At 63.0% G+C, this 25,577-nt stretch carries 24 protein-coding genes; 6 read left to right on the forward strand and 18 right to left on the reverse strand.

Features of this window, described 5'->3' with window-relative positions:
• Positions 1–20: 20 nt before the first annotated feature.
• From AC3CCE_RS21240 to oiaX, 6 genes are all read right to left on the reverse strand, one after another.
• Complete coding sequence (locus tag AC3CCE_RS21240) at positions 21–1,034, reverse strand: sugar-binding transcriptional regulator (protein WP_352625945.1); 1,014 nt, start codon at positions 1,032–1,034, stop codon at positions 21–23.
• A 325-nt stretch (positions 1,035–1,359) separates the two neighbouring features.
• Positions 1,360–3,075, reverse strand: a complete 1,716-nt coding sequence (locus AC3CCE_RS21245; RefSeq protein ID WP_352625944.1) for a glycerol-3-phosphate dehydrogenase/oxidase — start codon at positions 3,073–3,075, stop codon at positions 1,360–1,362.
• Entirely contained in the window at positions 3,072–3,848 is a 777-nt protein-coding gene (locus tag AC3CCE_RS21250) for a DeoR/GlpR family DNA-binding transcription regulator (RefSeq protein ID WP_352625943.1), read from the reverse strand. Before AC3CCE_RS21250 ends, AC3CCE_RS21245 begins: the two co-directional genes overlap by 4 nt.
• The gene (locus AC3CCE_RS21255; RefSeq protein WP_352625942.1) at positions 3,845–5,368 is read right to left on the reverse strand and encodes an FGGY-family carbohydrate kinase; all 1,524 of its coding nucleotides are present in this window, start codon (positions 5,366–5,368) and stop codon (positions 3,845–3,847) included. The genes AC3CCE_RS21250 and AC3CCE_RS21255 overlap by 4 nt, the downstream gene beginning before the upstream one ends.
• Before the next feature lie 234 nt (positions 5,369–5,602).
• A complete protein-coding gene (locus tag AC3CCE_RS21260; RefSeq protein WP_352625941.1) occupies positions 5,603–6,937 on the reverse strand; it encodes a four-carbon acid sugar kinase family protein in 1,335 nt (444 codons plus the stop codon).
• A 4-nt stretch (positions 6,938–6,941) separates the two neighbouring features.
• Positions 6,942–8,192: a 3-oxo-isoapionate-4-phosphate decarboxylase OiaX gene (gene oiaX / locus AC3CCE_RS21265; protein ID WP_352625940.1), complete on the reverse strand. Its 1,251-nt coding sequence runs from the start codon at positions 8,190–8,192 to the stop codon at positions 6,942–6,944.
• Positions 8,193–8,378: 186 nt separating this feature from the next.
• On the opposite strand from oiaX, the gene AC3CCE_RS21270 reads away from it, so the two are divergent.
• Positions 8,379–9,092, forward strand: coding sequence for a transcriptional regulator NanR (locus AC3CCE_RS21270; protein WP_352625939.1), 714 nt, complete (start codon positions 8,379–8,381; stop codon positions 9,090–9,092).
• 1 nt (position 9,093) lies between these two features.
• On the opposite strand, the gene apnL is transcribed toward AC3CCE_RS21270, so the two are convergent.
• The 8 genes from apnL to AC3CCE_RS21310 form a co-directional block, all read right to left on the reverse strand.
• The gene (gene apnL, locus AC3CCE_RS21275; protein WP_352625938.1) at positions 9,094–10,926 is read right to left on the reverse strand and encodes a D-apionate lactonase; all 1,833 of its coding nucleotides are present in this window, start codon (positions 10,924–10,926) and stop codon (positions 9,094–9,096) included.
• Positions 10,923–11,957 (reverse strand): Gfo/Idh/MocA family protein, encoded by a 1,035-nt coding sequence (locus AC3CCE_RS21280; protein WP_023681700.1) that lies wholly within the window; start codon positions 11,955–11,957, stop codon positions 10,923–10,925. Before AC3CCE_RS21280 ends, apnL begins: the two co-directional genes overlap by 4 nt.
• A gap of 2 nt (positions 11,958–11,959) precedes the next feature.
• Entirely contained in the window at positions 11,960–13,024 is a 1,065-nt protein-coding gene (locus AC3CCE_RS21285; protein WP_352511740.1) for an ABC transporter permease, read from the reverse strand.
• Positions 13,021–14,568 carry a sugar ABC transporter ATP-binding protein gene (locus AC3CCE_RS21290; protein ID WP_352511742.1) on the reverse strand — a complete coding sequence of 516 codons (1,548 nt, stop codon included), beginning with the start codon at positions 14,566–14,568 and terminating at the stop codon, positions 13,021–13,023. Before AC3CCE_RS21290 ends, AC3CCE_RS21285 begins: the two co-directional genes overlap by 4 nt.
• Positions 14,565–15,209: a DUF2291 family protein gene (locus AC3CCE_RS21295; RefSeq protein WP_352511743.1), complete on the reverse strand. Its 645-nt coding sequence runs from the start codon at positions 15,207–15,209 to the stop codon at positions 14,565–14,567. The genes AC3CCE_RS21290 and AC3CCE_RS21295 overlap by 4 nt, the downstream gene beginning before the upstream one ends.
• 91 nt (positions 15,210–15,300) lie before the next feature.
• Complete coding sequence (locus AC3CCE_RS21300) at positions 15,301–16,242, reverse strand: D-ribose ABC transporter substrate-binding protein (protein ID WP_023691074.1); 942 nt, start codon at positions 16,240–16,242, stop codon at positions 15,301–15,303.
• A 328-nt stretch (positions 16,243–16,570) separates the two neighbouring features.
• Positions 16,571–17,398, reverse strand: coding sequence for a phosphogluconate dehydrogenase C-terminal domain-containing protein (locus AC3CCE_RS21305; protein ID WP_023681705.1), 828 nt, complete (start codon positions 17,396–17,398; stop codon positions 16,571–16,573).
• 217 nt (positions 17,399–17,615) lie between these two features.
• Positions 17,616–17,843: a KTSC domain-containing protein gene (locus tag AC3CCE_RS21310; RefSeq protein WP_023681706.1), complete on the reverse strand. Its 228-nt coding sequence runs from the start codon at positions 17,841–17,843 to the stop codon at positions 17,616–17,618.
• A 151-nt stretch (positions 17,844–17,994) separates the two neighbouring features.
• On the opposite strand from AC3CCE_RS21310, the gene AC3CCE_RS21315 reads away from it, so the two are divergent.
• The 5 genes from AC3CCE_RS21315 (at position 17,995) to AC3CCE_RS21335 (ending at position 20,940) form a co-directional block, all read left to right on the forward strand.
• The gene (locus tag AC3CCE_RS21315; RefSeq protein WP_352499605.1) at positions 17,995–18,591 is read left to right on the forward strand and encodes an alpha-ketoglutarate-dependent dioxygenase AlkB; all 597 of its coding nucleotides are present in this window, start codon (positions 17,995–17,997) and stop codon (positions 18,589–18,591) included.
• Between the two features lie 64 nt (positions 18,592–18,655).
• Positions 18,656–19,042: a hypothetical protein gene (locus AC3CCE_RS21320; protein ID WP_352499604.1), complete on the forward strand. Its 387-nt coding sequence runs from the start codon at positions 18,656–18,658 to the stop codon at positions 19,040–19,042.
• Between the two features lie 77 nt (positions 19,043–19,119).
• Complete coding sequence (locus AC3CCE_RS21325) at positions 19,120–19,554, forward strand: cupin domain-containing protein (RefSeq protein ID WP_352499603.1); 435 nt, start codon at positions 19,120–19,122, stop codon at positions 19,552–19,554.
• A 109-nt stretch (positions 19,555–19,663) separates the two neighbouring features.
• Positions 19,664–20,434, forward strand: a complete 771-nt coding sequence (locus AC3CCE_RS21330; RefSeq protein WP_488377191.1) for a copper homeostasis protein CutC — start codon at positions 19,664–19,666, stop codon at positions 20,432–20,434.
• Positions 20,434–20,940: a GNAT family N-acetyltransferase gene (locus AC3CCE_RS21335; protein ID WP_023741532.1), complete on the forward strand. Its 507-nt coding sequence runs from the start codon at positions 20,434–20,436 to the stop codon at positions 20,938–20,940. Before AC3CCE_RS21330 ends, AC3CCE_RS21335 begins: the two co-directional genes overlap by 1 nt.
• Before the next feature lie 66 nt (positions 20,941–21,006).
• On the opposite strand, the gene AC3CCE_RS21340 is transcribed toward AC3CCE_RS21335, so the two are convergent.
• The 4 genes from AC3CCE_RS21340 to AC3CCE_RS21355 form a co-directional block, all read right to left on the reverse strand.
• A complete protein-coding gene (locus AC3CCE_RS21340) occupies positions 21,007–21,729 on the reverse strand; it encodes an acyltransferase family protein (protein WP_352625937.1) in 723 nt (240 codons plus the stop codon).
• Between the two features lie 8 nt (positions 21,730–21,737).
• Positions 21,738–22,028, reverse strand: coding sequence for an acyltransferase family protein (locus AC3CCE_RS21345; protein ID WP_352625936.1), 291 nt, complete (start codon positions 22,026–22,028; stop codon positions 21,738–21,740).
• Between the two features lie 286 nt (positions 22,029–22,314).
• On the reverse strand, positions 22,315–23,112 hold the full coding sequence (locus tag AC3CCE_RS21350) for an FAD binding domain-containing protein (protein WP_352511747.1): 798 nt from the start codon (positions 23,110–23,112) through the stop codon (positions 22,315–22,317).
• Positions 23,113–23,224: 112 nt separating this feature from the next.
• Complete coding sequence (locus AC3CCE_RS21355) at positions 23,225–25,570, reverse strand: xanthine dehydrogenase family protein molybdopterin-binding subunit (protein ID WP_023688177.1); 2,346 nt, start codon at positions 25,568–25,570, stop codon at positions 23,225–23,227.
• Between the last annotated feature and the right edge of the window lie 7 nt (positions 25,571–25,577).

Below are 25,577 nucleotides of genomic sequence, written 5' to 3' on the forward strand. Positions count from 1 at the left end.
CCACCAGCGATTTTCCGTTGTCACGCATTCGAAGTTCCTCCGTTCACGCGGCGCTTCGCGGTCCCGGCTGCATCGTCGAGCTCGACCAGCGCGCGGGCCGTGCATTCGTCGGTGACCAGGCCGCTGAGATAACGGCTTTCGAGTACTGCCTTGATGGCGCGCACCTTCACCTTGCCGCCGGCGACGGCAACGATCCTGCGGCCCTTCAACTGATCGCGCGGAAGCGCCAGTATTCTTTCCGACAGCGCCGTTTCGACCGGACGCCCCTTGTCGTCGAAGAAATGCGCCAGCAATTCACCAACGCCGCCGTCACGCTTGACCTCGTCGATTTCGGAAGGCTCGATCATGCCGGTGGCGACCAGCGACGCCTCCCGCTCGGCCGTGCCTATTCCGACGAACATCAGGTCGGACCGGCTGGCGAGAGCGAACACATCGCTGATGCCGCGCTGGCCAAGCAGCACTTCGCGGTCCTCGGCGGTATTGGCGACAAAAGGCACCGGCATGACGAAAGCCTGCGCGCCGGTCCGCTCTGCCAGGCGATGCATGACGTCGTGCGGGTTGGCGGCGAATTTGCGCGTCACGCCGCCAAGCAGCGAGACGAAACGGATGTGAGCAGCAGTTGCGCGCGTCAGATATTCGACGCTGGCGGCAAGCGTGCGGCCATGGCCGACGCCGATCAGCATGTCTTCGCCGCGATCGATTTCGCGCTTCAGGAACTGGGCGCCGGCAATGCCCAGCCCCTTGAGCGGCAGTTCGTCCTGATCGAGATCGGGAACCACCTCGCAATAGTGGAGCCCATAGGCGGCGATCAGGCGCTGTTCCAGGTCGACGCATTCGGCGACGTCGCCGTCGATGAAGACCCTAACCAGACCTTCCTGGTTGGCCTTGGTGATCAGCCTATGCGCCTTGAGGCTGGTCAGGCCAAGCCGCTTGGCCACCTGGGCCTGGGTCAGACCACCGGCATAGTGCAGCCAGGCCGCGCGCGTGGCGAGGCTGGATTCATGGTCGCGGTTTGCGCTTCCGCCGGAATTCAAGCCATCCCCTCCCCAGGGTGATAATATTATCTTTGTGTGCAAAAATTTTCATACCTTTGCACCGCTGTCAATCCCTCCGCAGATGGTTGCCTCAGCCGACGTTCGGCAGCCAACGCGAGCCTATTAGAAGGTAAGCATACAATATGACCATACGGTAGTGTTAATTTAACGTCAATTTGTGTTACCGTATCCAGTGACGGCATGAGCCCGTAGGCGCCGGCAAATCCCAATCCGGGTGCAAAATGGGAAGGTTGATGCACAAGGCGCAACAAGGGCAAATCGATCGGATTGCCTCAGGAAAAGCTAGGCGTCGGCGATCAAGCGATCAGTCCAGCCGCATCAGGTTCATGCCCTCGAGCTCGACAACAGCGGATTCGACCTCCCGCGTGAGGCGCTCGGTGCTCCACCCCAACGCCCGCCCCGCGATCGCGGCAATCTCCTGCAGGTCGCGGCTCGTCAGCGAGCCGCCTATCGCCAACGTGCTGCGGCGCATAACGACATCGGCCAGATGTTCGACGAATTCGTTGCGCACGATGTAGTCGATTTCCGCCTTGCCGTAGCCGTCCGAGTCCGGCAGACGACGACCCTCATCATCCGACCCGTGCCTGGCGATCTCAACGGCTCTGGTCCCGTAGCGCGACAGCAATTGATCAAGGCGCCCTTCCCCGGCGCCTGTTGCCTGCTGTGCCTCGGCCAGCCAGTCCGCGCGGGCCGGGGCGTTGGCCGGGAAATCCCTCCCGCCGCCGATCGGCATGGCTCGCGTCGTCACCTTGCGGCTGCGCTGCAAGCGCTTCAGTACGGTATCAGTGACTTCCTCGGCAAAGCCGCGGAACGTCGTCCATTTGCCGCCGACCAGCGAAATGACTGCAAAGGGCCTGTTGCCGTCCGGCTCGGCAACGGGCGCCGAATGATCGCGGCTGATCAGTCCGGGCGTCGCTGCTTCAGACGTCGGCAGCGGCCGGATGCCGCTATAGGCGTAGACGATCTGGTCGTGCTCGAACGCCATGCCCGGCAAAAGCGTTCGCACGCTGTCGAGCAGATAGTCGACTTCTTCGGGTTCGCAGCGCACCGCGTCGGGATTGTCGGCCTTGATGTCGGTCGAGCCGACCAGCGCCAGGCCGAGATAGTCGTAGACCAGGCAGATGCGGCCGTCATCGGCCTCGAAATAGAGCATGCGCCCGGCCAGGCTTTTGACCAGTTCGTCATGCTTCAACAGGATATGCGAGCCCTTGGTGCCGCCGATCATCTTCGACGGCGCGCCAAGCAACGCATTGACGTCGTCGATCCACGGACCGGCGGCGTTCACCACCAGCTTCGGCCGCACCGAAAAAGCACTGCCGTTTTCCGGCTTGAGGGTGAGCACGCCATTGGCTGAAGCCGCCAGTGTCGTGTAGTTGGCACCGGCAGACGCCGCGTGGGCCTGCAAGCCGTCGAGGATCAGTTCCAGCACCAGCCTTTCCGGGTGACTTATCTTGGCGTCGTAGTAGGTGCCGGTGGCGACGATCGCCGGATTGAGCGCCGGCATGTCGCTAAGCGCCTGCCGCCGCCCGACCATGCGGTGGCGCGGCATGACCTGGTTTCGTGAACCGTAGAAATCGTAGATCATCAAGCCGATCTTGATCAGTATGGCGCCGCGGCTGCGCGGCGCGCTGGTCGAGCCGAACAGCGTTCGCAACGCCGCGAGCATGCCCTTGCTCCACGAGAAGATCGGGATGACGGTCGGCAGCGGGCTGACATAGTGCGGCGCGTTTTGCAAAAGCAGATTGCGTTCGAGCGTCGACTGCGCCACCAGCCCGAACTCGCCGGTCTCGAGATATTTCAACCCACCGTGGATGAGCCTCGACGGCGCGGCACTGGTGCCCGAGCCGAAATCCGCCTTGTCGACGATCAGGCAGCTGACACCTTGCGCGCACAGATCGCGAAACAGCCCTGCCCCGTTGATGCCGGCGCCAAGAATGACGACGTCGACCTCGCCGGTCCCGGCTATCGCGGCGAGACGCCCGGCGGGATTGTCCGCCCCTGCTCCGTCTGTTCGGCTCATGGCGCTTTCGTCTTGACGATGCGCAGTTTCACCCCGGCCCGCTCGAGGCTCTGCGCCTGCGCATCGCCGAGGCCCTCGGTCACCAGCACGGCGTCGAAACTGGTCAAATCGTCGAAGACATGCAGCGCGATCCGGTCGAATTTTGCGTGGTCGACCAAAAGGATGCGCTTCACGGAGGCGGTCATCATCGCCTGCTTGACCCGCACGACATTCGGATCCTGGATGAAGGCCGTGGTGCCGGTGACGGCCGAAGCCGAACAGATCAGCACATTGGCGCGCAACTGCGCCACTGCGTTCTCGCAGACGATGCCGATATAGGCATTGTAAGTGGGATGATACTGGCCGCCGAGGCAGATGAAATCGATATCGTCCACATTGATCAATTGGCCCGCCGTCGAGACGCTGTTGGAAATGACGGTCAGCGGCTTGACGTCGAGCAGCAGCGTCGCGACCGCGTTTGCCGTCGATGAGTCGTCGAGCATCACCACCTGGCCTGCCTCGACATAGTCCAATGCCGCCCGCGCCAGTGCATCCTTCTCGGCTCGATTGACGGTCACCCGGTAGCGGAAAGCGCTCTCGTAGAGACCGGACGGCTGGACCGTCACCGCACCGTGCAGCTTGCGCAGCACGCCCTGCTGCGCCAGCCGGTCGATATGCCGGTGGATGGTCATGCGCGACACGCCGAAATGCTCGACCAGATCATCCATGCGCACCTGGCCGAGCTTGATCACATAATCGGCGATCTCTTCGCGTCGTTCGTCGGCCTTGATCATGCGTTTACCCCCGGCCGCGCCAGCCTTTCGATATCAGGCCAATGCGACTTCAGCTGCTCGGCTATGCGGCAGTAGAGCGAAAACCGCTCATTGAACACAGCACTGGAGGCGGGCACGGTTTGATACGTCCGCTCCGTCATCCCGACCTGCCTGGCGCCCTGTTGCGGCGTCGCGAAGATCCCGACCGCGGCACCTGCGCAAAGCGCGGCACCGAGGGCCGCGGTCTCATCCGTCGAGGTGACGGTGACCGGGGCGTTCAGCACGTCGGCAAACATCTGCACGAAGGCAGGATTACGCGAGCCGCCGCCGGTCAGGCGGATCTCGCTGATAGCAAAGCCTTCGCGCAAAGCCTCGACATGGGTGCGGTGATTGAAGGCGATGCCTTCCAGAACCGCCTTCAGCATGTCGCCGCGATTGTGCCAGCCATGCAGGCCGACAAAGCTGCCGCTGGCCAAATCGCCATAGGGAGAGCCGAACAGATAGGGATGAAACAGGATGGTCGAAGGCTTCTTCAACGCCGCGTCGATCTCTCCCGCCAGCAATTCGTGGAGGGAGCCGCCATCCGTCCTGTCCTGCTCCGCGCGGCAAAACGTGTCGAGAAACCAGTCGTAGTTCGCGGTCGAGGCCGGCGAGATCGACATGTTGTTCCAACGGCCCGCGTCGATGGCGTTGCGGCAGAACCAACGCCGGTCGACGCGCGGTTGCGAAGAGACGACTTCATTGATGGAATAGGTGCCGGCGACGATGGCGAGCACGCCGTCTTCATGGCCGCCCATGCCAAGCGCCGATGCGGCCACGTCGTGCAGGCCGCAGGCGACCGGTGTTCCCTTGCGAAGGCCGGTCCTTTCGGCGGCATCGGCTGTGACTTGACCGGCGATGTCAGCGGAATGCGCCACCGGCGGCAGCGCGTTGAACAGATCCTCCAACCCGAAGATGCGCAGCGCTTCAGGCGCATAGGCTTGCGTGCGAAAATCCGTGAATGAAGTGCTGGCCTCCGTGCGGTCGGTCCCGATCGTGCCGGTCAGGCAAAAGCGCAGCCAGTCCTTGCAGGCCAGCACATGGCCGATGCGGCCATAGCGATCAGGATCGTTCTGCTTGAGCCACGCCAGCAGCGCCGACGGCGCCGAAACATGCGGCGTCTGGCCCGTCGTCGCCAGCGCATCGGTGAAAACGGTACCGGCGGACCACCTGTCGACAATGTCGCCGGCGCGGCTGTCGAGCGACAGGATGCCTGGTCCCAAAGGCTGACGATCATGATCGAGCAGATAGAGACCATCGCCATGCGCGGTCGCCGCCACCGCCTGGATGTCTTCCGCCGGCCTGCCGGAGAGCGCGATCGCCTCCTTGATGGCGTCGGCGGTTGCTTGCCACAGGCCTGACATGTCGCGCTCCACCCAGCGCGCGTGGGGCATCGATTGCGGCACCCGGCGGCGCGCCACTGACAATTGCGTGCCGTCGGCATCGAAGATGACCGCCTTGGTGACCGTGAGGCCGTTATCGATTCCGAGCAGGCTGGGCATGATCACCGCCTCTTTCAGCAACTGGCGATTGCTACAGGGCGATCCTGTAGTCTGATGCAAGGGCGAAACACATGGCGACAACCCCGATTGAGCAAGGGGGACAAACGGCAAAAGCACCTCGCCGCAACAAAGAACTCATATCTTTATGTGAATTTAACGTCAACATACGCGACAAAAAGGCTTCGGCGCCAGGGAGCCACGGATGGATCTCGCGGTTGCCGGAGCGACGCGTTGTCAGCTGCTAAGGCCGTCGCGGATGGCGCTGAAATAGCGGTCGGTTCCAACCTGCCCGCCCTTGAGCGCCACCTCCAGCCCATCGATCGCCTCAATACGCGAGTGAGCGACGCAAAGCGGCGAGCCCGGCGACGCCGGCAACGGCATCCGCACGGTCAGCGCATCGACGCCCATCTGGCCGAGCGCGTGGCTCGACGTATCGCCGCCGGCAACGACCACGCGCTGCAACTTCTGCTCGATGGTCAGCGCGCGAAGCAGTTCGCCGAGGCCCCGCCCGAGCTTGTGGCGGGCGCCTTCCTGGCGGTCGATTTCGCCCCCCCTATCGGCCGCGGGTCCAAGGGCCGTGTAGAGAACGACGCTGCGCCCGGCTTCCAGACTGGCGCGACCGGCTGCCGTCGCGCGTGCGATCGCATCTCCGGAAGCTGCGGAGATCAGTTCGACGGGATCGACCTCGATGCCATCGAAGCCGTCGGTCAAAGCGTGCCGGATCTGTCGTTCGGTCGTCGGCGAACAACTGCCCGAGACGACCGCGATCCGGTCGGCAGCACCCGGCGGTGAAAATTTTGGTTCAGCTCTGACCGTCCCATTCGACACCCATTCGGCCAGCAGCGCATATTCGATTCCGGACGAACCGACGACGAACGAACCGCCCGGCTTGCGAGCGCGCCATATCTCCTTGCCGGCAAGCGCCTGCGTCTCGAGGCTGTCGACATCGACAAGTACGATGTCGGTGCCCTCAGCGAGCAAGCGGTCGAAGGCTTCCGAGCGCGACACCGACTGCAACGTCGCGAGATCGACCAGCCCCGATGTGAGCTCCGTCTGCCGCGACAGATGGATCAGCAGGTCGGATTCATCCATCGGCGTCGTCGGGTGGCGGCTCATCACCGGATGGCGGTCGATGCGGAAATACTTTTCACGATAGGCCGCGAACAAATGTCCAAAGGCGGTGTAACGCTTGAGCTGCGGCGCCCCAACCAGCAGCGGCACGCTGTCCTGAGCGAAAACCGAGCGGCCGATCTCGATGGCGCGACCGATGCTGCCGATCGTCGGACTGGAATCGAAGGTCGAGCAGACCTTGTAGTGACAGATCGCGGCATTCAGCGTCTTCAGCCAAGCGAAGGCATCGCTCAGATGCGTGTCCATCCATTGTGGCGTCTCGCTGCGGCTGGTGCCGGCCAGGCCAACGGCTCGGCAATGTGCGAACTGCGCAAGCATGGCCGCGTCCGGCTGGCGCATGAACAGCACGGTCGGCACGCCGCCGAGTTCGAGCGCTTCCATGACGTCGGTCGAACCGGTGAGGTCATCGCCATAATAGCTGAGAAGCAGATCTTGCATCGCTTCAGGCCGCTTTGCCGTCGCCGAACTTTTCGATCGACCGCGCCAGTTCGGGATGGCTCAAGGCGAACTCCGCCAGCGGAATGCCGTCGACCGCAGCTTGCCAGGCCTGCTGCACGGCACGCACCCCGGCGCCCGGTCCATCCGGATGGCTGACGATGCCGCCGCCGCACAGATAGAGCAGATCGACCGTCCGGCCGGTCCGTTCATAGGTCTCGGGCGCTTGCCCGCCCCATTGGCCGGAGCCCGCCACAGGCAAGGCGCAATCCTCAGGCGCAAAAATCGGCGTCGTCACCGCCTTGAAGGACTCGACGAAAGACGCGTCCGGCTCCCAGTATTTCGATTGGATGCCGTTGATCTGGAACTGGTCGATGCCGAGCAGCCGCCAGAATTGCTGCCAGACCTTGAAGTCCATGCCGAGTCCGGGATGGCGGGTAAGAATGTCCCAGCCGTTGCGGTGGGCATGCAGCACCAGGCTGGAGCGTTTTCTCAAGAAGGCCAGGCCACCGAAGCCTATCGAATTGATGTTGACCACCGCGCAATTGCCGCCGGCCTTGGCCACCAGATCATGATTGCGCATCATCTCGTCCGGGTCGGCATGCGAGATGCCGAAGGCATACATGACCTTCTTGCCGGTCCTCTGCTCGTGGTCGAGGATCAGCGGCATGATTGCCTTTACCCGCTCCGCCAGCGGCGAATAGGCTGGGCTCATCAGCTTCTCATCGTCCTTGATGAAATCGACACCGGCGGCGATCAGCTCCCCCACCATTGCGGCGGTCTCGTGTGGCCGAAGCCCCAGCGCCGGCTTGACGATCGTGCCGATAATCGGTCGGTCCGCGACACCTGTTAGCCTGCGGCTGCCGGCGACGCCGAATTGCGGACCTGGATGCGCGCCGCGGAATTGCTCCGGCAGCTTCATGTCGACAACGCGAATGCCGGATAGCCCTTTGATCGAATAGGCACCGCCGATGGCGATCGTCATCAGCGCCGACAGGTCGGTGCCGATGGCATCGAACGGAAAGGCGATGTCGACATCCGCGCGCTTGAACGGCCCGTTACCGGCCTCGGGAATGGAGGGGCGAAGTGCGTCCGGCAGGTGCCGAATGGCCAGAACGCGCGCGGCCACCCGGGCTTTCAGTTCCTCGGTCTCACCGGGCAGCGCGACGAAGGTTCCAGTCGACTGGTCGCTGGCGATCTTGGTCGCCAGCGCCTCGATGCTACCTGACGTTTCGATGCGGTAAGTGAGCGTGATCATGGTTCGTTGTCTGAGGCCGCGGAGGTTCGAAATGAGTTCCTTGATCGTCAGAATCTGGTATAATGAGTACATAAGCTTTGCAAGCAATATCCTGTCTTGCGGCTATGGCCGTTCGGGGCGACGGCCATTCCGGGAATGGCTGTGGCAATGCTAGATAGAGACAGGTCAAGGGAGTGATTCGCGACGATGAACCGTTCGGAGCCGATCGTCCGGCGCAAACTTTCCGACGAAGTGTTTTTGCGGTTGAAGCGCCTGATCACCAGCGGAGAACTGACGCCGGGCGACGACATGCCGTCAGAGCGCGAGTTGATGGAGCGCTTCGAGGTCGGCCGGCCCGCGATCCGAGAGGCGATGCAGGCGCTGAGCAATATGGGCCTCGTCGCGATCTCGCATGGCGAGCGCGCCAAGGTGCTGCAGTTGACCGCCAAGTCGATCATCAAGCAGGTCGACGGCGCAGCCAAGATCATCCTGTCATCGTCGAAGGACACGCTGGAGCACCTGAAAACGGCGCGCATCTTCTTCGAGCGCGGCATGGTCAGGGAAGCCGCCGAAAACGCCACCGCAGAGGATGTTGAGCAGCTGCGGGCCACAATTGCCGAACAGCGTGGCTTTCGCGGCGATTCCGAAGCTTTCATCTCAGCCGACATGAAGTTTCACACCCAGATCGCGGCCATTTCAGGCAACCCGATCTATATCGCCGTCAGCGAGGCGATGCTCGGTTGGCTGAAGGAATATCACACCGAAATGCTGATCTGGACCGGCAAGGAACAGTTCACGCTGACCGAGCATGAAGAGATCATCGGCCGCATTGAGAAGAAGGATGCCGACGGCGCCGAGAAGGCGATGATCAAGCACCTCGAGCGCTCGCGCGCGCTTTATGTGATGAATTCCGAAAAATAACTCAGCCGAATCGGGCAATCGCGTATGGCGCCAGTTGGCCTCGGCCAAAAGCTGAGATGTCGACCGTCACGTCGTCCGCCGTCAGGTTCGCCAGCCACGCCACGGTCTTGCCCGAAGCGGAGCGGCCGGCCAGCGCCAGCACCTTGGTCTCGTCGCTCGTTTTCGTCGCCACATACGTAAGGCCGGCCAGTTCGCAAAGCCCCTTGATGGCATCGAAGATCGGCCGAGGCGATCCTTCCGCGACGGGTTCGCCGGATGCTGCAAGCACGCCGAAGGGCCCGGCGAAGCCGGACAGCGTGAGCAGTTCCAGCCCGGCCGGCGCGACACGCGCGGCATAGCCGATCGCCCATGCGGCTGCGAACAGGCCGGCATGGCGAGGGTCGCGATCGGCCATGGCGATGCGCTGTCCCCCGGGATTACCCTTGGTCGCGCCGCCATAGGGGTTCTGGCGCATGGCGATCGTCGATGGACCGATGCGGCAAGGCTTTTCCCCAAAGATCGCCCGCGCCGACGCGGTTATGGAGGGCAGCGCCTCCAGCGACTGCATGACGCTGAGATCGTCGGCGGCGTGCACGATCGGGCACGTGCAGTGAGTGACGAAATCGAGCAGGCCCCCCGGCACGCGCTTGCGGTTGAGTTCGGTGAAATAGCTGAACATGCCGCCACCAAGCCGGATATCGGGAAAGGCGCGCCGCGCCGCGTCATAGACGTCTTCGAGCGGCGGACAGTCCGGCCACGCACTGCCCGGCGGTGTCGACTGCCGGTCAACCGAAGGCGAGACGGCAATGGCCGAAAGCTTCAACCCGGCTTGACGCACCATGTCGGCAACGCCTGACAGCTCGGCATCGAGGTCGCCCGCGCAGGCAACAACGCATTCCAGCGTCGTCTGCACCGGATAGGCGGCGGTGAGCCTTGCATAAGACTGCAATGCTTCGAGACCGTGGCCGCGCGTCGGATCGTAGTGGAAGACAAGTTGCTGCGGGCCGAGTTCGGTCAATGTCGAAAGATTTGCGAGCGCTGCTTCGACCTCATCCGGGTAGATGATCACGCCGAGATCCGGCAGCCTCTGCCCGGTCTCGCCGAGTTCGACGCTGACCGGTTCGGCGGCAGATGCTGCGGCCGGCATTCCCCCCTCGCCGGTGATGCGCAGGCTGACCGTCTGGCTTACAGTTTGGCCGGCCGGCAGCACATAGGGCCAAGGCAGCGCCAGTGGCCGCACATAGGTCTTGTAGGACGCGTCCGACCAGTTGCGCTGGTCCTCCATCTCGAAAGTGTCGCCCTCCATCCGGCATTCGGCAGTGATGCCCGGCCGGACCTCATGGGTGATCGCGCGCAAATCCTTGAAAGGCTGCCAGGGATCGATCAACAGCGGCAGTTTCGTCGCCACCACGCTTCCGTCAGTATGCTCGACCGTGACCGGGCTGCCGGCGAGGCCGGCGATCGGATGCAGGACGCAAAAACCGCAGCGATTGGTCTCGAAATCGCTTTCAGGGACCGCGCTAACGTCGAACACTAGGTGACCGTTGGCGGAGCCCTTGATCGTAGCGCGAAAGTCGAGCCGGCTTCCGCCCGGTGCTAAGCAAGTTGCGGAGTAGCTGACGGAGAAGCTGTCGGCGTCCTGATCGACGGCAAGGTCCGCCAGCGCCGGTTCATAGGTGCCCCAGTCGCGGTCGCGCACGATGTAGGCGATGGCGCGCAGCACTTCGATGCCGCCGTAACGGATGGTGCGCAGGCTGCCGTTGACAAAGTCGGCGCTGAGCAAGCCCGCACTCAGCCTAACCGGCTCGGCCTCGACCACGCGTGTGCCGTATAGGAGGAAGGCGTCGGCTGTCATGTCAGCAAGCCATCCAGGTGGACAGGTTCGTGGCTCGCGGCGCCCAGATAGGCCGCCTCGACCAGCGCGAATGTCTTGAGATTGTCGGCGCCCGAGGTCGCCGGCTCGGTTCCCTTTGCCAGGCAGTCGACCCAGTGCTGCTGGATGGCGACGACGCTCTCCTGGATGTTGTGCCATGGGCGCGATGCCCAGGCGAGTACGGGCGGCGAAACGTCGGTGATCTTCGTGCCGCTCCTGCCGGTGACGGTGAGCCGATATCCCTGCGCCAAGCGGATCGTGCCGTCGCTGCCGTCGATCTCGATAAGCGTTTCGGGAAACGGTTCGGTGGCGAGCTTCGTCGCGTAGCTACAGTCGACCACTGACGTCGCCCCGCTCTTGTGGTCCATCAGCATCGTCGCGACATCTTCGCCCGCGATGCCGGGGTTGATGCGCGCGGTTCGCGTCGTGATCGTCGACACGTCGCCCAGTAGAAAACGGGCGATGTCGAGACTGTGGATACCGAGGTCCTCGATGATGAAGCGCTTTCCCTTGGCGAGATAGGGCTGGCCGGAAAACACGTCATAGGCAGAGCGGAAGGAGATGCGCCCGAAGAACGGCGTGCCGATCTCGCCGCTGTCGAGCACGGCACGCACCGCCTGGATCGCCGACTGCCAGCGAAAATTCTCATGCACCATCAGCGGTACGCCGGCTTCCACGCAGGCCCTCACCATCGCCTTGGCGTCGGCAAGCGTCGGCGCGAACGGCTTTTGGCAAATCACCGGCACACGGTGCAGCGCCGCCATCTCGACCAGCGGACGATGGCTGGGAACGGTAGTGGCGATATCGACGAAGTCGAGGCTTTCGCTTGCAAACATCTCTGCCGCGTCGGTGTAGCGCTTCGCAATGCCGAACTGGTCGCCGATGATGCGCAGCCGCTCCGGGTCGCGGTCGCAAATGGCGACCATCGCGGCGCCTTCAATGTCGCGCCAGGCATGCATCTGGTTGATGGCAAAGAAGCCGCAGCCGATGAGCCCTCCCCGCAACTCCGCCATGCTCAGCCTGCCTTAGCCATCTGCATCAACGTCACCCGGCTCTGCAGCCGGCGCTGCGCCTGGTCGACGACGACGGCGACGATGATGACAAGGCCCTTGATCACCATCTGCCAGAAGGAACTCACGCCCATCATCACCAACCCGTCCGAAAGAATGCCGATGACGAAGGCGCCGACAATGGTGCCGCCGATCGTGCCGCGCCCACCTGACATCGAGGTGCCGCCGAGCACTGCCGCCGCGATGGCGTTGAGCTCGAAACTTTCGCCCGTTGCCGGGTGCGAAGCCATCAGTTCGGACGAGATGATCAGACCGACGATCGCCGCGCAAAAGCCGGAGAACATGTAGACGAACATTTTCACCACGTTGACACGAACGCCCGAAATTCGCGACGCCCGTTCATTGCCGCCGACGGCGAAGATGTGGCGGCCGAGCGGCGTGTATTTGGCGAGATATGCCGCAACCAGCGCAACAACGATCAGGATCCAGATCGCCACCGGCAGGCCGAGCAGCCGCCCGGCGCCGAGGAAACCAAACCCGGTGGTGCCAAGCTCCGGCTTGCCGACGAGGTTGGGGAAGGTGCGGCCGTCCGACGACAGCAACGCCAGGCCGCGCGCGACATAGAGCACGCCGAGTGTGGCGATGAACGGCGCGACGTTCAGCCTGGTGATCAGCAATCCGTTGACGGCGCCGATCAATATGCCAACCGCCAGCGTGATCAGCGCGATCTCGACGACGTTGAAATAGATGGTGTAGCCGAATTGCAGGTCGATGCCGTTGAGCACGAGATAGCCGGCGACCATGCCGCACAGGCCGACGATCGAGCCGACTGAGAGATCGATGCCGCCGGTGATGATGACGAAGGTCATGCCCATGGCGAGGAAGGCGTTCAGCGCCACATGTTTCGACATCAGGATCAGGTTGGCGGTCGACAGGAAATTCGGCGCCGCGATCGAGAAGAAGACCAAGACGGCGATCAGCGCGATGAAGGTCCTCGCCTTCATCAGCGTCAGCAGCAGCGAGCCGCTCGAAACGGAGGAGACAGCCGCCTTGGCCGGGATGTCAGTCATGGGTTCTCCGTGTGCGGAGCCGGTCCGTGGCCAAGTGCCGAGGCGGCGACAAGGGCTGCCTCCGTCGCCTCGGCGCGATCGAACATGCCGGTCAGTTTTCCATTGCTCATCACCGCGATCCGGTCGGACAGCGCCATCACCTCATCGAGATCGGAGGTGGCGAACAGAATACCGAGCCCATCGCGCGACAGTTTGCGCATGGTGCGGAAGACGTCGGCCTTGGCGCCGACATCGATGCCACGGCTCGGCTCGTCCATCAGCAGCACCTTCGGCCCGGTGAGCAGCGCCTTGCCGATCACCACCTTTTGCTGGTTGCCGCCCGACAGCGACGAGACCTCCTGCGCCGGGTCGGCAACCTTGATCGCCAGTTCCCGCACCATCTGCGTCACCGCCTGCTTCTCCTGGCCGCCACTGATGTGGAACAGGCGGACAAAGCGCGACAGGCTGGCCAGCGTCAGATTGCTGGCGACGGAGAGGATCGACACCAGCCCTTCGCGTTGGCGGTCTTCGGGGATCAGCGCCAGCCCGCGCCGGATGCGCCGCGTCGTGTCCCGCTCCTTGACCTTCTTGCCGGCGATGAAGATCGCGCCGGTCGCCTGGCCATGGCGGCCCATGATGCAGTCGAACAGCTCGCTTCGCCCGGCGCCCATCAGGCCGTATATGCCGAGTATCTCGCCGGCGCGCAGCGACAGCGAAACGTGATCGACCGCCAGTCCGCCGGTCGCGCGCGGCAGGCAGATGTCCTCGGCGCGGAATATCTCTCCGCCGGGAACATGGCCGTCGGCCTTGGCGAAATCCTTGGCGTCGGAGCCGATCATCTGCCGCACGATCCACCGCGTGTCGACGTTTTTCATCTCTTCCTGGCCGGTGATGTGTCCATCGCGCAGCACGGTGATGTAGTCGCCGATGCGGATCAGTTCTTCCAGCCGGTGCGAGATGTAGACGATGGCCACGCCGCGCGCCTTGAGGTCGGCGATCACCTTGAACAGGATCTCGACTTCCGCCGCACTCAGCGCCGAGGTCGGCTCGTCCATGATCAGGATGCGTGCATCGAGCGAAACCGCCTTGGCGATCTCGACCAGCTGCTGCTGGCCGATGCGCAGATCCTCGACCAGCATGTCGGGCCTTATCCCGGCCTGCAGGCGTTCGAGAAATTGGGCCGCACGGCGCTCCTGCTCCTTGCGGTCGATCTTGCGAAACCGGTTGGTGATCTCGCGCGTGGCGAAGATGTTCTCGGCGACGGTCATATTGCCAAACAGGTTCAGCTCTTGGAACACCATGCCGATGCCGCGGTTCACCGCGTCGCCCGATGACGAGAAGGAGACCTCCTCACCTTCCAGGAGGATCCGGCCGAGCGTCGGCTGTTCGACGCCGGCGATAATCTTCATCAGCGTCGATTTGCCGGCGCCGTTTTCGCCGACCAGCACATTGACGGCGCCCTTGCGCACCTCGAAATTCGCGCGCTTGACCGCGACGGTGCCGGAATAGACCTTGGAGACGTCCTCCAGCTTCAAGACGACATCGTGAGCAACCGCAGCGCTCATGGCTTCGGCCCGATTTCTGCCTCCGCCGGCGTCACCAGCGGCAGGTCCTGGCCGTTTTCGAGCGTATAGGCGCCGAGGACCTTGGCGGTCCGGCCTTCCAGCGCGTCACGCGGCAGTTTGGCAAGCACGGCCTTGACGGCATAGGCGTTGAACGCCTTGCCGAACTGGGCGAAGTCGATCTGGTTGGTAAAGTCGTTGAACTGGATGAAATCGAGACTGTCGCGCAGCGCGGTTCCCCGCATCGCCGGTCCGATTTGCACACGCGCATCGGCCTTGCCGTCGCCGTCGACATCGATATCCATCGTTGCCGCGCGTGACGCCGTGTTGGCTGCGATGATCTTGCCCTCGACGCGAACCGCGAAGGTCCACGGCGAATTCGCCTGCTTGTTCGGATTGCCATATTTGGCGCCAGCGGAAGCAGGATCGGTTTTCGCCAGAGCGTGGACCTCGGCAAACGGCCCGGCCTTCTGCTGGAGGTAAGGCACGACCTTCGCGGCCCAGATCTCCTCGACCATCTTGTCCGGATTGAAGACGGCGGCATTGCCGCTGCCCCCCGAAGGGGTCGGGAGGATCTTGCAGGCGGTCAAGCTGATGCCGAGTATCACGGCAAGGATCGGCCAGGTCGGCTTGTTGTTCAGCATGATGGCTTGTTGAGCATGTGATCAATACCCACGGAAAATGCCGACGAGGGACGACCCTTGGGTCGCCCCTCGCTGTTCATGTCACGCCGGCTCAGTTGGTCAGCGCAAACGTTTCCAGCTTGGCAGCATTGTCACCATTGACCAGAACGCAGTCCATCAGCTGCTTTTCCTTGGCCGGCGACTTCTTGTTCTTGATGAAGTCGTTGGCCTGCTCGACCGCCATCTGCGCCTGCGCATAGGCCGGCTGCAGGACGGTTGCCTTGATGCCGCCCGCGGTGATCGAATCGCGCACGTCGTTGGATCCGTCGAAACCGACGACGATGACGTCCTTGCGGTTCGCCGCAACCAGCGCCGCATACGCGCCCATGGCCATCGTGTCGTTGCCGGAGATGACGCCCTTGATATCCGGGTTGGCCTGCAGGATCGATTCCATCTTGGAATAGGCTTCCGTCTGGCTCCAGTTGGCCGATTGCTGGGCGACCATCTTCAGGTCCGGATAATCGTCGATGACGTCATGATAGCCCTTCGAGCGAATGCCGGCATTGGTATCGGATTCCTTGCCGACCAGCTCGACGAAATTGCCCTTCTCGCCCATCAGCTTGACGAACTCCTGCGCGCCGAGCTGGGCGCCCTGGTAGTTGTTGGAGACGATCTGAGCCACGGCGACGCCGGTGGCGTTGATCTCGCGATCGATCAGGAACGACGGCACGCCTGCGTCCTTGGCCTTCTGCACGGCAGCGACGGTGGCGTCGGCGCCGGCATTGTCGAGGATGATCGCCTTGGCGCCGCGACCGATCGCCGTATCGATCAATTCGGATTGCTTGTTGGCGTCGTCGTCATGGACGAGCACAAGCGCTTCGTAGCCGAGTTCCTTGGCCTTGGCTTCGGCGCCGACGGCTTCCGCCTTGAAGAACGGATTGTCATGCGAGGGCGTGATGATGGCAATGAGGTCGGCCGCATAGGCGGGCGCCGCCGTGCCAAGCGCCAGCATGCCGGCGAACGCCGCAAGTGTCATTCTGCGTGTGAGTTTCATGATGTCCTCCCGTTTGAAAAATTGCCTGATCAATCAAGGCCCCTGCATTCGAATTCGTCGCGCAGCGCGGGCCGCTGATCGGTTCGGGCTGAAATGCCGTTGCCGGCTTCCCACCTGACGGATCGTTGCGCCCCCGCCGTCCCTCCACTCGTCCAGGCTTCGTACTTCCCGCGAACCCTTGCCCAAGCCATCAACAGCTAAGCCAACTGGTATGATGAGTCAATCACTAATCGAGGTGACATGTGCCCACTGAGCAAAAACAGTTGGGTGTCATGGCGGGTGTGTCGAGCCACCGAGGCACTCCGGCAAGCGCCCGACTCGGCCTTTCTCAGGTAATGCGCCGAATGCTCGCGGCGATCTCTTCCGGTTCGAACACCCGCTTCCAGTCGTCGCGCATCAGCACCGGCTTGCCGAATTCGATCGCCTTGTTGCAGGCATCCGAGAATACGCCCTTGGTCTCGCCGAAAATCACGGCGCCGAGCACGTTCATGTGGCCGAGCAGGAAGTCGAGCGCCGCCTGTTGGTCGACGCCTCGCGCGACGACCTCGTCGACGGCTTCCTTCATGACGACAAGCAGTGACGCGCACACCGTCTCCGATAGACCGGGCTCCAGCAGCGCCATCTGTTCGACGGTGACACGGTGCGAGCGCATGACCGGCGCCCAGATGATTTTTGCGACCGCCTCGCCCTTGGCGTAGTCCGCTTCCGGCCCCTGCATCAGCGCGCTGACCATATGCTGCTTGGCCTTGACGCCGCCAAAATAATCCTTCTTGGCCGCCATGTCGGTCTCGTCGTTGAAGATCGGCGGATGACAGGGATGGGTGACGAAATAGGTCAGGTCCGGCCGGTTGGGCAGATGGCCGGCGAAGGGTGCGGCCGCATCGAGCACTATCACCATTGTGCCTGGCGCCAGTTTGCTCTCGATATCAGCCGCCACCTTGCCGATATGCGTGTCGGGAACGGCCAGGATGACGATATCCGCCCCGTCGAGCGCCGCATCGGCACTGACCGCGTCGAAGCCCAGTCCGGTCTTCAGCCGCTCGCGGCCGGCCTCGCTGACCTCGACATGGCGTACCGTGTAGGGCGATCCGCGAAAATTGGTCGACAGTCGGTAGCCCATTTTGCCGCCGGCACCGAGCAGCGCAATCGTCGTCATCTATCCCTACTCCCGCTTTAAACGACGGCCGCGCCGATCGTCATGTTATTGACTGGTATAATCACCTTACCACGGATTGAGGAGTTGAACAGGGCTTTGATGCGGCCATGCGGTCGTCTGTTTGGCATTCCGCTCGCACGTGGCGGGCCTGCCTGGGTCCCTGGTCTTCCTTCCCAGCCCGAAAACTATCCCTGCGCCGCGAGTTCTCGTAGCGCCTTCAGGATCCAGTCACGCGCCGGCGTCCTTCTTCAACCAGGTGAAACCGGTAGCGATCGCGTATGAACTCGTTGAAAAATTGCCCTTTCGAGAAGGCGGCGCGGAACGCCGCATAGGTCTCGGGCTCGACCTCTTCATAGTCGTAGCGGGCTCCGCTCGGGACGAACCAGACCGAGAGGATTTTCGTCGACGGGTCGTAGTGGGTGTTGCGAATGGCAGTGGACGGCATGTCGAAAATCCTGCTTCGTCCCCAAATCTTTCGCCCCAAATCCTGCTTCGAACATGCGTAATGCCGCAACGATGCGGAGGTTCCGTCAGGGAGGCGCACCACAACGCCGAAAATCTTGCCCGGGCCGCGAGGCTTCCTATCTCTCCGTCAGATGTCACAGACGAAATCCAGTACAACAGCGTATGCCAGCCAGGGCGATCTCTTCGGCGCGGCCGACACGCTGCCGGAAGGATTTTCTTACCGGCCTAGCCTGATCACAACGGACGAAGAGGCGGAACTGGTCCGTCACCTCAATGAACTGTCCTTCAAGCCGTTCGATTTCCATGGCCATATTGCCAACCGGCTGGTCGCCGGCTTCGGCTGGCGCTACGACTATGACCGGCGACAGGTCGTCGAAGCGCCGCCCATCCCGAAATTCCTGCTGCCGCTTCGCGACAAGGTCGCGGATTTTGCCGGCAGGCAGGCCACGGAATTCGCGCAAGTGCTCATCAACGAGTATCGGCCGGGCGCGGGCATAGGTTGGCATCGCGACAAGCCGCATTTCGATCTCGTCGCCGGCGTCTCGCTGCTGGCGCCCTGCAGCTTTCGGCTGCGCCGCAAAAAAGGCTCGAAATGGGATCGCGAGACGATCGAGGTCGAACCGAGGTCCCTCTATCTCATGGACGGTCCGGCGCGCCACGAGTGGGAGCACAGCATTCCGCCGGTCGCCGGGCACCGCTATTCGATCACGCTGCGCACTCTGAAATAGGCGATACTCCAAGCCACGCAGCAGCCGCTCTGGAAGGCAGCACGCAGTTGTGCTTCGATTGCATATGAGCGTTGATCGCAGCAAAATCCCGGCCATCCGCGTGGCGCTCTTTCTGTGGGCATGCCTGTCCTGCGTTCTGGCTCTGCAGTGGCTCGTCGACCTCGGCATGGTCGGCTTTCCCGACGGATACATAACGCCCTATGCCCGAGCAACGAGCACGCTGTTGCATGTCCTTGTCTGGGCATGCCTGGCTCAAAGTCTCTACTTCGCTTGCCGAGCCTTGCTTGGCAAACGCTTCGAGCCTGCTCCTCTCTTCCTGCAAATCCTGATCGCCGCCGCACTGACTGTCGTGCCGGCATTCATCGTAAAACACTGTCCGCGGTCTCAGGTATGCAGCAACATCTATGAAGCGCTCACGAATACGATGATGGACGACGGCACCGGCGGATGACGTTGTGTCTCCAGTAACTGACGAGAGTTCGAACTTTGGCGTCGCGCCGCGCGGTGGCGGTAAAACCTGGAGGAACCATGCGAAAGATCCTGGCATCGATGCTGCTGTTCGCGGCAGCGCTATCTGCAAACCCCGCTCGGGCGCTGGACAGTACCATCCCGCCGGTTGTCGTCACACCGCTTGCCGATCGCAGCCAGACGGCGTCCGGTCAGCCGATCGTGCTGCCGCAGAAAAATGTCCAGGTCCTGGTTTCAACCTATGACATTGCGGTCGGCGCCACTCTGCCGGTGCACAAGCACCCGTTTGCCCGCTACGCCTATGTCGAGGCCGGGACACTCAAAGTGACGAATGTCGAGACCGGCAACAGCAACACCTACAAGACGGGCGATTTCATCATCGAGATGATCGGCCAATGGCACCAGGCCACCAACATCGGCGACGCCCCGGTCAAGCTGCTGGTCATCGACCAGGTCGAACAAGGCGCCAAGAACACGGTGCTGCAGAAACAATAGATCTCTCGCTACGGACCTAGGCAGGGTTGCCGGGCTGGCCCAAGCAGCGACTGGCTGTTCCGGCTTCCCCACCAACCGAGCCGATGCTAGGGCTGGCCGTCATGCAATCATGAAGGATCGCCCCTTGGCAGGAAATGCTCGCCCCCTGATCGAAATCTGCGTCGAAGGCATCGATGGACTGCTGGCCGCGCAGGCCGCCGGCGCCGACCGGGTCGAGCTCTGCGCCAGCCTGGTCGAAGGCGGCATCACGCCCAGCCTCGGCACGGTGCGCGCCGCACTCGAGAGCGCGACCATTCCCTTCCATGTCATCGTGCGGCCGCGCGGCGGCGATTTCCTCTACAGCGAGGCCGAATACAGCTCGATGCTCGCCGATGTCGCAGCGCTTCGTGACCTCGGCGTCGCCGGTGTCGTCGTCGGTTGCCTCAATGCCGACGGCACCATCGATGAAACCCGCATGGGCGCGCTGGTCGATGCCGCCGGTCCGCTCGCCGTCACCTGCCACCGCGCCTTCGACATGACGCGCGACCCGGCCGAGGCGCTGGAAGCGCTGATCCGCTGCAAGGTCGGCCGGGTGCTGACCAGCGGCCAGAGGGACACCGCGGTGGAAGGCGCCGGCCTGTTGGCGGATCTCGTCCGCCAGGCCGACGGCCGCATCATCATCCTCGGCTGCGGCGCGCTGGACCCCGAAAACATCGCCGGGGTGCTGGCATCAACCGGGCTGACGGAACTGCATTTCGCCGCGCTCAAGGACGTACCGAGCGCCATGGCCTACCGCAACCCGCAAGTCGGCATGGGCGGCGGCGATCTGGACCGCGAATACCGCACCACAGTCACCGATGGGGCGCTGGTTGCCGCGACGATTGCGGCGGCCAGAGCATGATGAGCGAAGCCGTGACTGGGCCGTCGCCGATCAGCCGTGTCTCGCCTCAGGACGAAGCGGCCATCCTCGCACTCAACAATGAGCACGCCGCCGAACTGTCATGGCTCGAGCCCGAACGGCTGTCTTTCCTGCTTGGCGAAGCGTTTTACGTCAGGCGCATCGGCACGCTCGAAGCCTTCATCATGACCTTCGACCAGAATGCGGCCTACGACAGCCCGAATTTCCTCTGGTTCCGCGAGCGCTATCCACGCTTCGTCTATGTCGACCGCGTCGTCGTCGCGGCGCAAGCGCGCGGCCGCGGCCATGCCCGCCGGCTCTACGAGGATCTGTTCGGGGAAGTCGCACGCGCGGGCCACAGCATCGTCACCTGCGAGGTCAATGTCGAACCTCCCAATCCGGCTTCGGACGCCTTCCATGCGGCGCTTGGCTTTGCCGAGGTCGGTGACGCGGTGATCCATGGCGGCAAGAAGGCGGTGCGCTACTACCTCAAGGAGATCGCCGGCTGATGGGTCGCTGGCTGATGATCGGCAAGCAGATCGCCACGGCGGCATAAGATTAGGAGTCCGTAGCCCTCACCAATTCCGGTTCAGCCAGGCCCGCGCGGGCTTCTCGACCAGATAGTAGCTGCATAATGCACAGGCGAAGACAGCCGCCAGCATCGGGATCGGCGCACTGCCCTGCTCGGCGACGAATTTGTAGAAGGCCTGTTGCCAGAGATAGAGCGAGTACGACCACAGCCCGATCATCACCATCGGCCTGGATGAAAGCAGGCCGGTCAGATGCCAGCTGCTGGTGTCCAGCGTATTGACGGCAAGCGCCAGCAAGGGCACCGCCAGGAGATAGTGGACCGGCGTCGGCACCGGATCGAGGAACAGCAGAATGGCGGCGGCCGCCGACACCAGACTGACATAGGGACCCTTCAGGAATGCCGGCAGCCGGTCATCGTGCCTGAGCAGGCAGATCGATGCCGACAGCAGGATCGAGGCGATATGCACGTCGGTGCGCCAATAGCTGTGCTCGTAATCCATGCCGAGTACCCAGTACGAAATGGCGCCATTGGCCATCGCCAGCAGCGACAGCGTCACCAGCAGCCGAACGACACTGCCCCGCCCGGTCACCACCACGCTGATCAGCGCCAGGATGATGTAGGCATGCTCTTCCACGCATAGCGACCAGATGTGGTCGAGCGCGCCGGCGCGGGTGATGAGAATTCCGGCATAGTTGTAGGTGAATGTCAGCGCCGTCAGCGCCGCCTTCCATCTGAAGGCGATGAAGGTGCCGGAGAGCCCGATCATGGCTGATATCACGAACACCAGCAGCGCGGGATAGATGCGCGAAAAGCGGCGCTTGAAGATTTTTTCAGCGGAAAGCGTTCGATGAAAAGGATCTCGCCCATCAGCCGGCCTGAGAGCACGAAGAAGAACTCGACGCCGAGCACGCCGAGATTGATCCCGGGAACGGGGAAGAAATGGCCGATCAGCACCAATGCGATCGAAAGCCCGCGCCAGCCGTCGAGATAGGCCAGTCTTGCTCTAGCATTCTGGTCGGCTGCCGTCCGCGGCAAGGCAACGGACGCTGCGGAAATGTCGGCCATGCCGATCCTCTACGACGCAAGATCTTGGCGCAGCTCACACCGCCGCGCGCAGAATCCACCCCGTGTTCCGCCTAGCTATACATATTGCAGTGCAATATCAGATTGTGCAAGTGCGAGAATGGGGCTGGGCAGTCCCTTGGGAAGTATGCGCCTGTTCTTGCACGGGAATTACCTGAAACAACGGATTTGCGCGTGGCAGCGAACCCGCAAGGCCTGGCAGTTACAGCCCGCCGCAGACGAACAAAGGGGCCGCGATGGCCCCTTTCCTTGTCAGTAGCTTATGATGTCAGGCGTTGGCTGCCGCCACCGCGCGCTTCGCCATCACGGCGATCAAATTGGCACGGTATTCGGCCGAAGCGTGGAGGTCGGTCATCAAATTCTTCGCCGGCACTTTCACGCCGTCGAGCGCCGATGCGGCAAAATTTTTCGCCAGTGCGGCTTCGATCTCCTTCGAGCGGAACACGCCGTCATCGCCGGCACCGGTAACGGCAACGCTGACCCCGTCCTTGCCCTTGGCCACGAACACGCCGACAATCGCATAGCGCGAGGCCGGGTTGCGGAATTTTTCGTAAGCAGCCTTGGCCGGCGCGGTAAAACTCACCGCGGTGATGATCTCGCCTTCTTTCAGCGCCGTTTCGAACAGGCCGGTGAAGAATTTCGCGGCTGAAATCTCGCGCTTGTTGGTGACGATGGTGGCGCCCAGCGCCAAGAGCGCCGCCGGATAATCGGCGGCTGGGTCGTTGTTGGCGACCGAGCCGCCGATCGTGCCCTTGTGGCGCACCGCCGGATCGCCAATCAGCGACGCAAGGTGCGCAAGCGCCGGACAGGCCTTCCGCAGCTTCTCGTCATTGGCGACGTCGTAATGGGTTGTGGCGGCGCCGATGGTGACGGTCTTGCCCGACACCTTGACGCCTTGCAGCTCCCTGATCCGCGACAGGTCGATCAGGTCGGACGGTGCGGCGAGCCGCGTCTTCATCGCCGGGATCAGCGTCATGCCGCCTGACAAAAGCGTGGCGTCGCCGCTCTTCACCAGCTTGGCGGCGTCGACGACCGAGGCGGCGCGGTGGTAGTTGACTGCGTACATGGGATCCTCCCCTGAAGTGGTTAGGCAGTAGTGAGTAGTGAGTAGGGAGTAGGGAATAAGGACGCTGTCATCTCCGGTAATGCCAATTCCCTACTCACTACTCCCTACTCACTCATTTCTTCGCCCTAATCGCCGCCCACACCGTCGACGGCGAGGCCGGCATGGCGATGTCCACAATCCCCAAAGCGTCGGTGATGGCGTTGATGACCGCTGGCGGCGAGCCGATGGCGCCGGCCTCGCCACAGCCCTTGATGCCGAGCGGATTGCTCGGACACGGCGTGTTCGAGGTCGACACCTTGAATGACGGCAGGTCGTCCGCGCGGGGCATGGTGTAGTCCATGTAGCTCGCCGTCAAAAGCTGCCCGCTATCGTCATAGTGAGCGCCTTCCAGCAGCGCCTGGCCGATGCCCTGGGCGATGCCGCCATGCACCTGGCCCTCGACGATCATCGGGTTGATGATGTTGCCGAAATCGTCCGCGGCGACGAACTGGACGATCTCGGTCGTGCCGGTTTCCGGATCGATCTCGACCTCGCAGATGTAGCAGCCGGCTGGGAAAGTGAAGTTCGCCGGATCGTAGAAGGCGGTTTCCTTCAGTCCCGGCTCCATGCCTGCCGGCAGATTGTGGGCGGTGTAGGCGGCAAGCGCCACCTGGAACCAGGGCAGGCTCTTGTCGGTGCCGGCAACCTTGACCTCGCCATTCTCGATGACGATGTCGCCCTCGTCGGCCTCGAGCAGATGGGCGGCGATTTTCTTGGCCTTGGCCTCGACCTTGTCGAGCGCCTTGGCGATTGCCGACATGCCGACCGCGCCCGAGCGCGAACCGTAGGTGCCCATACCCATCTGCACCTTGTCGGTGTCGCCATGGACGATCGACACCGAGTCCAGTGGCACGCCAAAACGCTGGTTGACGAGTTGCGCGAAGGTCGTCTCATGGCCCTGGCCATGACTGTGCGAGCCGGTCAGCACCTCGATCGTGCCGACGGCATTGACCCGCACTTCGGCCGATTCCCACAGGCCGACGCCGGCGCCGAGCGAGCCGACCGCCGCCGACGGCGCGATGCCGCAGGCCTCGATGTAACAGCTCATGCCGATGCCGCGCAGTCTGCCCTGGCTGGCGGCCGCCGCTTTGCGCTTGGCAAAGCCGGCATAGTCGGACGCCTGTGTCGCCGCATCGAGTGAAGCTCCATAGTCGCCGGCGTCATAGTTCATGATGACCGGCGTCTGGTGCGGAAACTCGGTGATGAAATTGATGCGCCGCAACTCCGCCGGAGAGACCCCGAGTTCACGCGCGGCGGTCTCCATTGTCCGTTCGAGCAGATACGTGGCTTCCGGCCGCCCTGCCCCGCGATAGGCATCGACGGGTGCCGTGTTGGTGTAGACGGTGCGCACATTGGCGTGGATCGTCGGGATGTTGTACTGGCCCGACAGCAGCGTCGCGTAGAGATAGGTCGGCACGCAAGACGAGAACAGCGACATGTAGGCGCCGAGATTGGCGATGGTGTCGACTTTGAAGCCGGTGATCTTGTTGTTCTTGTCGAACGCCATTTCGACCGTCGAGACATGGTCGCGGCCATGTGCGTCGGTGAGGAAGCTTTCGGTGCGGTCGGCGACCCATTTGACCGGGACGCCGGTTTTCTTGGACGCCCACAGGCAGACGATCTCTTCGGGATAGATGTAGATCTTCGAGCCGAAGCCGCCGCCGACATCGGGCGCAATGACGCGCAGCTTGTTTTCCGGCGCGACATTGTAGAAGGCGCTCATCACTAGCCGCGCGACATGCGGGTTCTGCGACGTCGTCCAGCAGGTAAAATGGTCCTCGGCCTTGTCGTAATGGCCAAGGGCCGCGCGCGGCTCCATGGCGTTGGGAACCAGCCGGTTGTTGACGATCTTCATGCGGGTGACATGGGCCGCCGCCTGGATCGCCGCGTCGGTCGCCTTGGCATCGCCGATCTCCCAGTCGAAGATAAGATTGTCCTCGGCTTCGGCATGGACCTGCGGCGCACCTTTTTGCAGCGCCTTGGTGGCATCGACCACCGCCTTCAATTCCTTGTAGGTGATCTCGACCGCTTCGGCCGCGTCGCGGGCCTGGCCCTTGGTTTCCGCCACCACGATGACGACCGCGTCGCCGACATAGCGCACCTTGTCGACGGCCAGCGGCGACCACGCGCCCATCTTCATCGGCGAGCCGTCCTTGGAATGGATCATCCAGCCGCAGATCAGGTTGCCGATGCCGTCGGCCTTGAGCTCCTTGCCGGTCAAGACGCCGATGACGCCGGGCATCGCCTGCGCTCGTCTGACGTCGATCTTCTTGATCTGAGCATGCGCGTGCGGGCTGCGCACGAAAGCGGCATGCTTCATGCCGGGAACCACCATGTCGTCGACATAGCGGCCGGCGCCGGTGATGAAGCGTTTGTCTTCCTTGCGCACGACCCGAGCGCCGATACCTTCAATGCCCATAGGAATT

It is taken from the genome of Mesorhizobium sp. P160187, assembly GCF_057766425.1.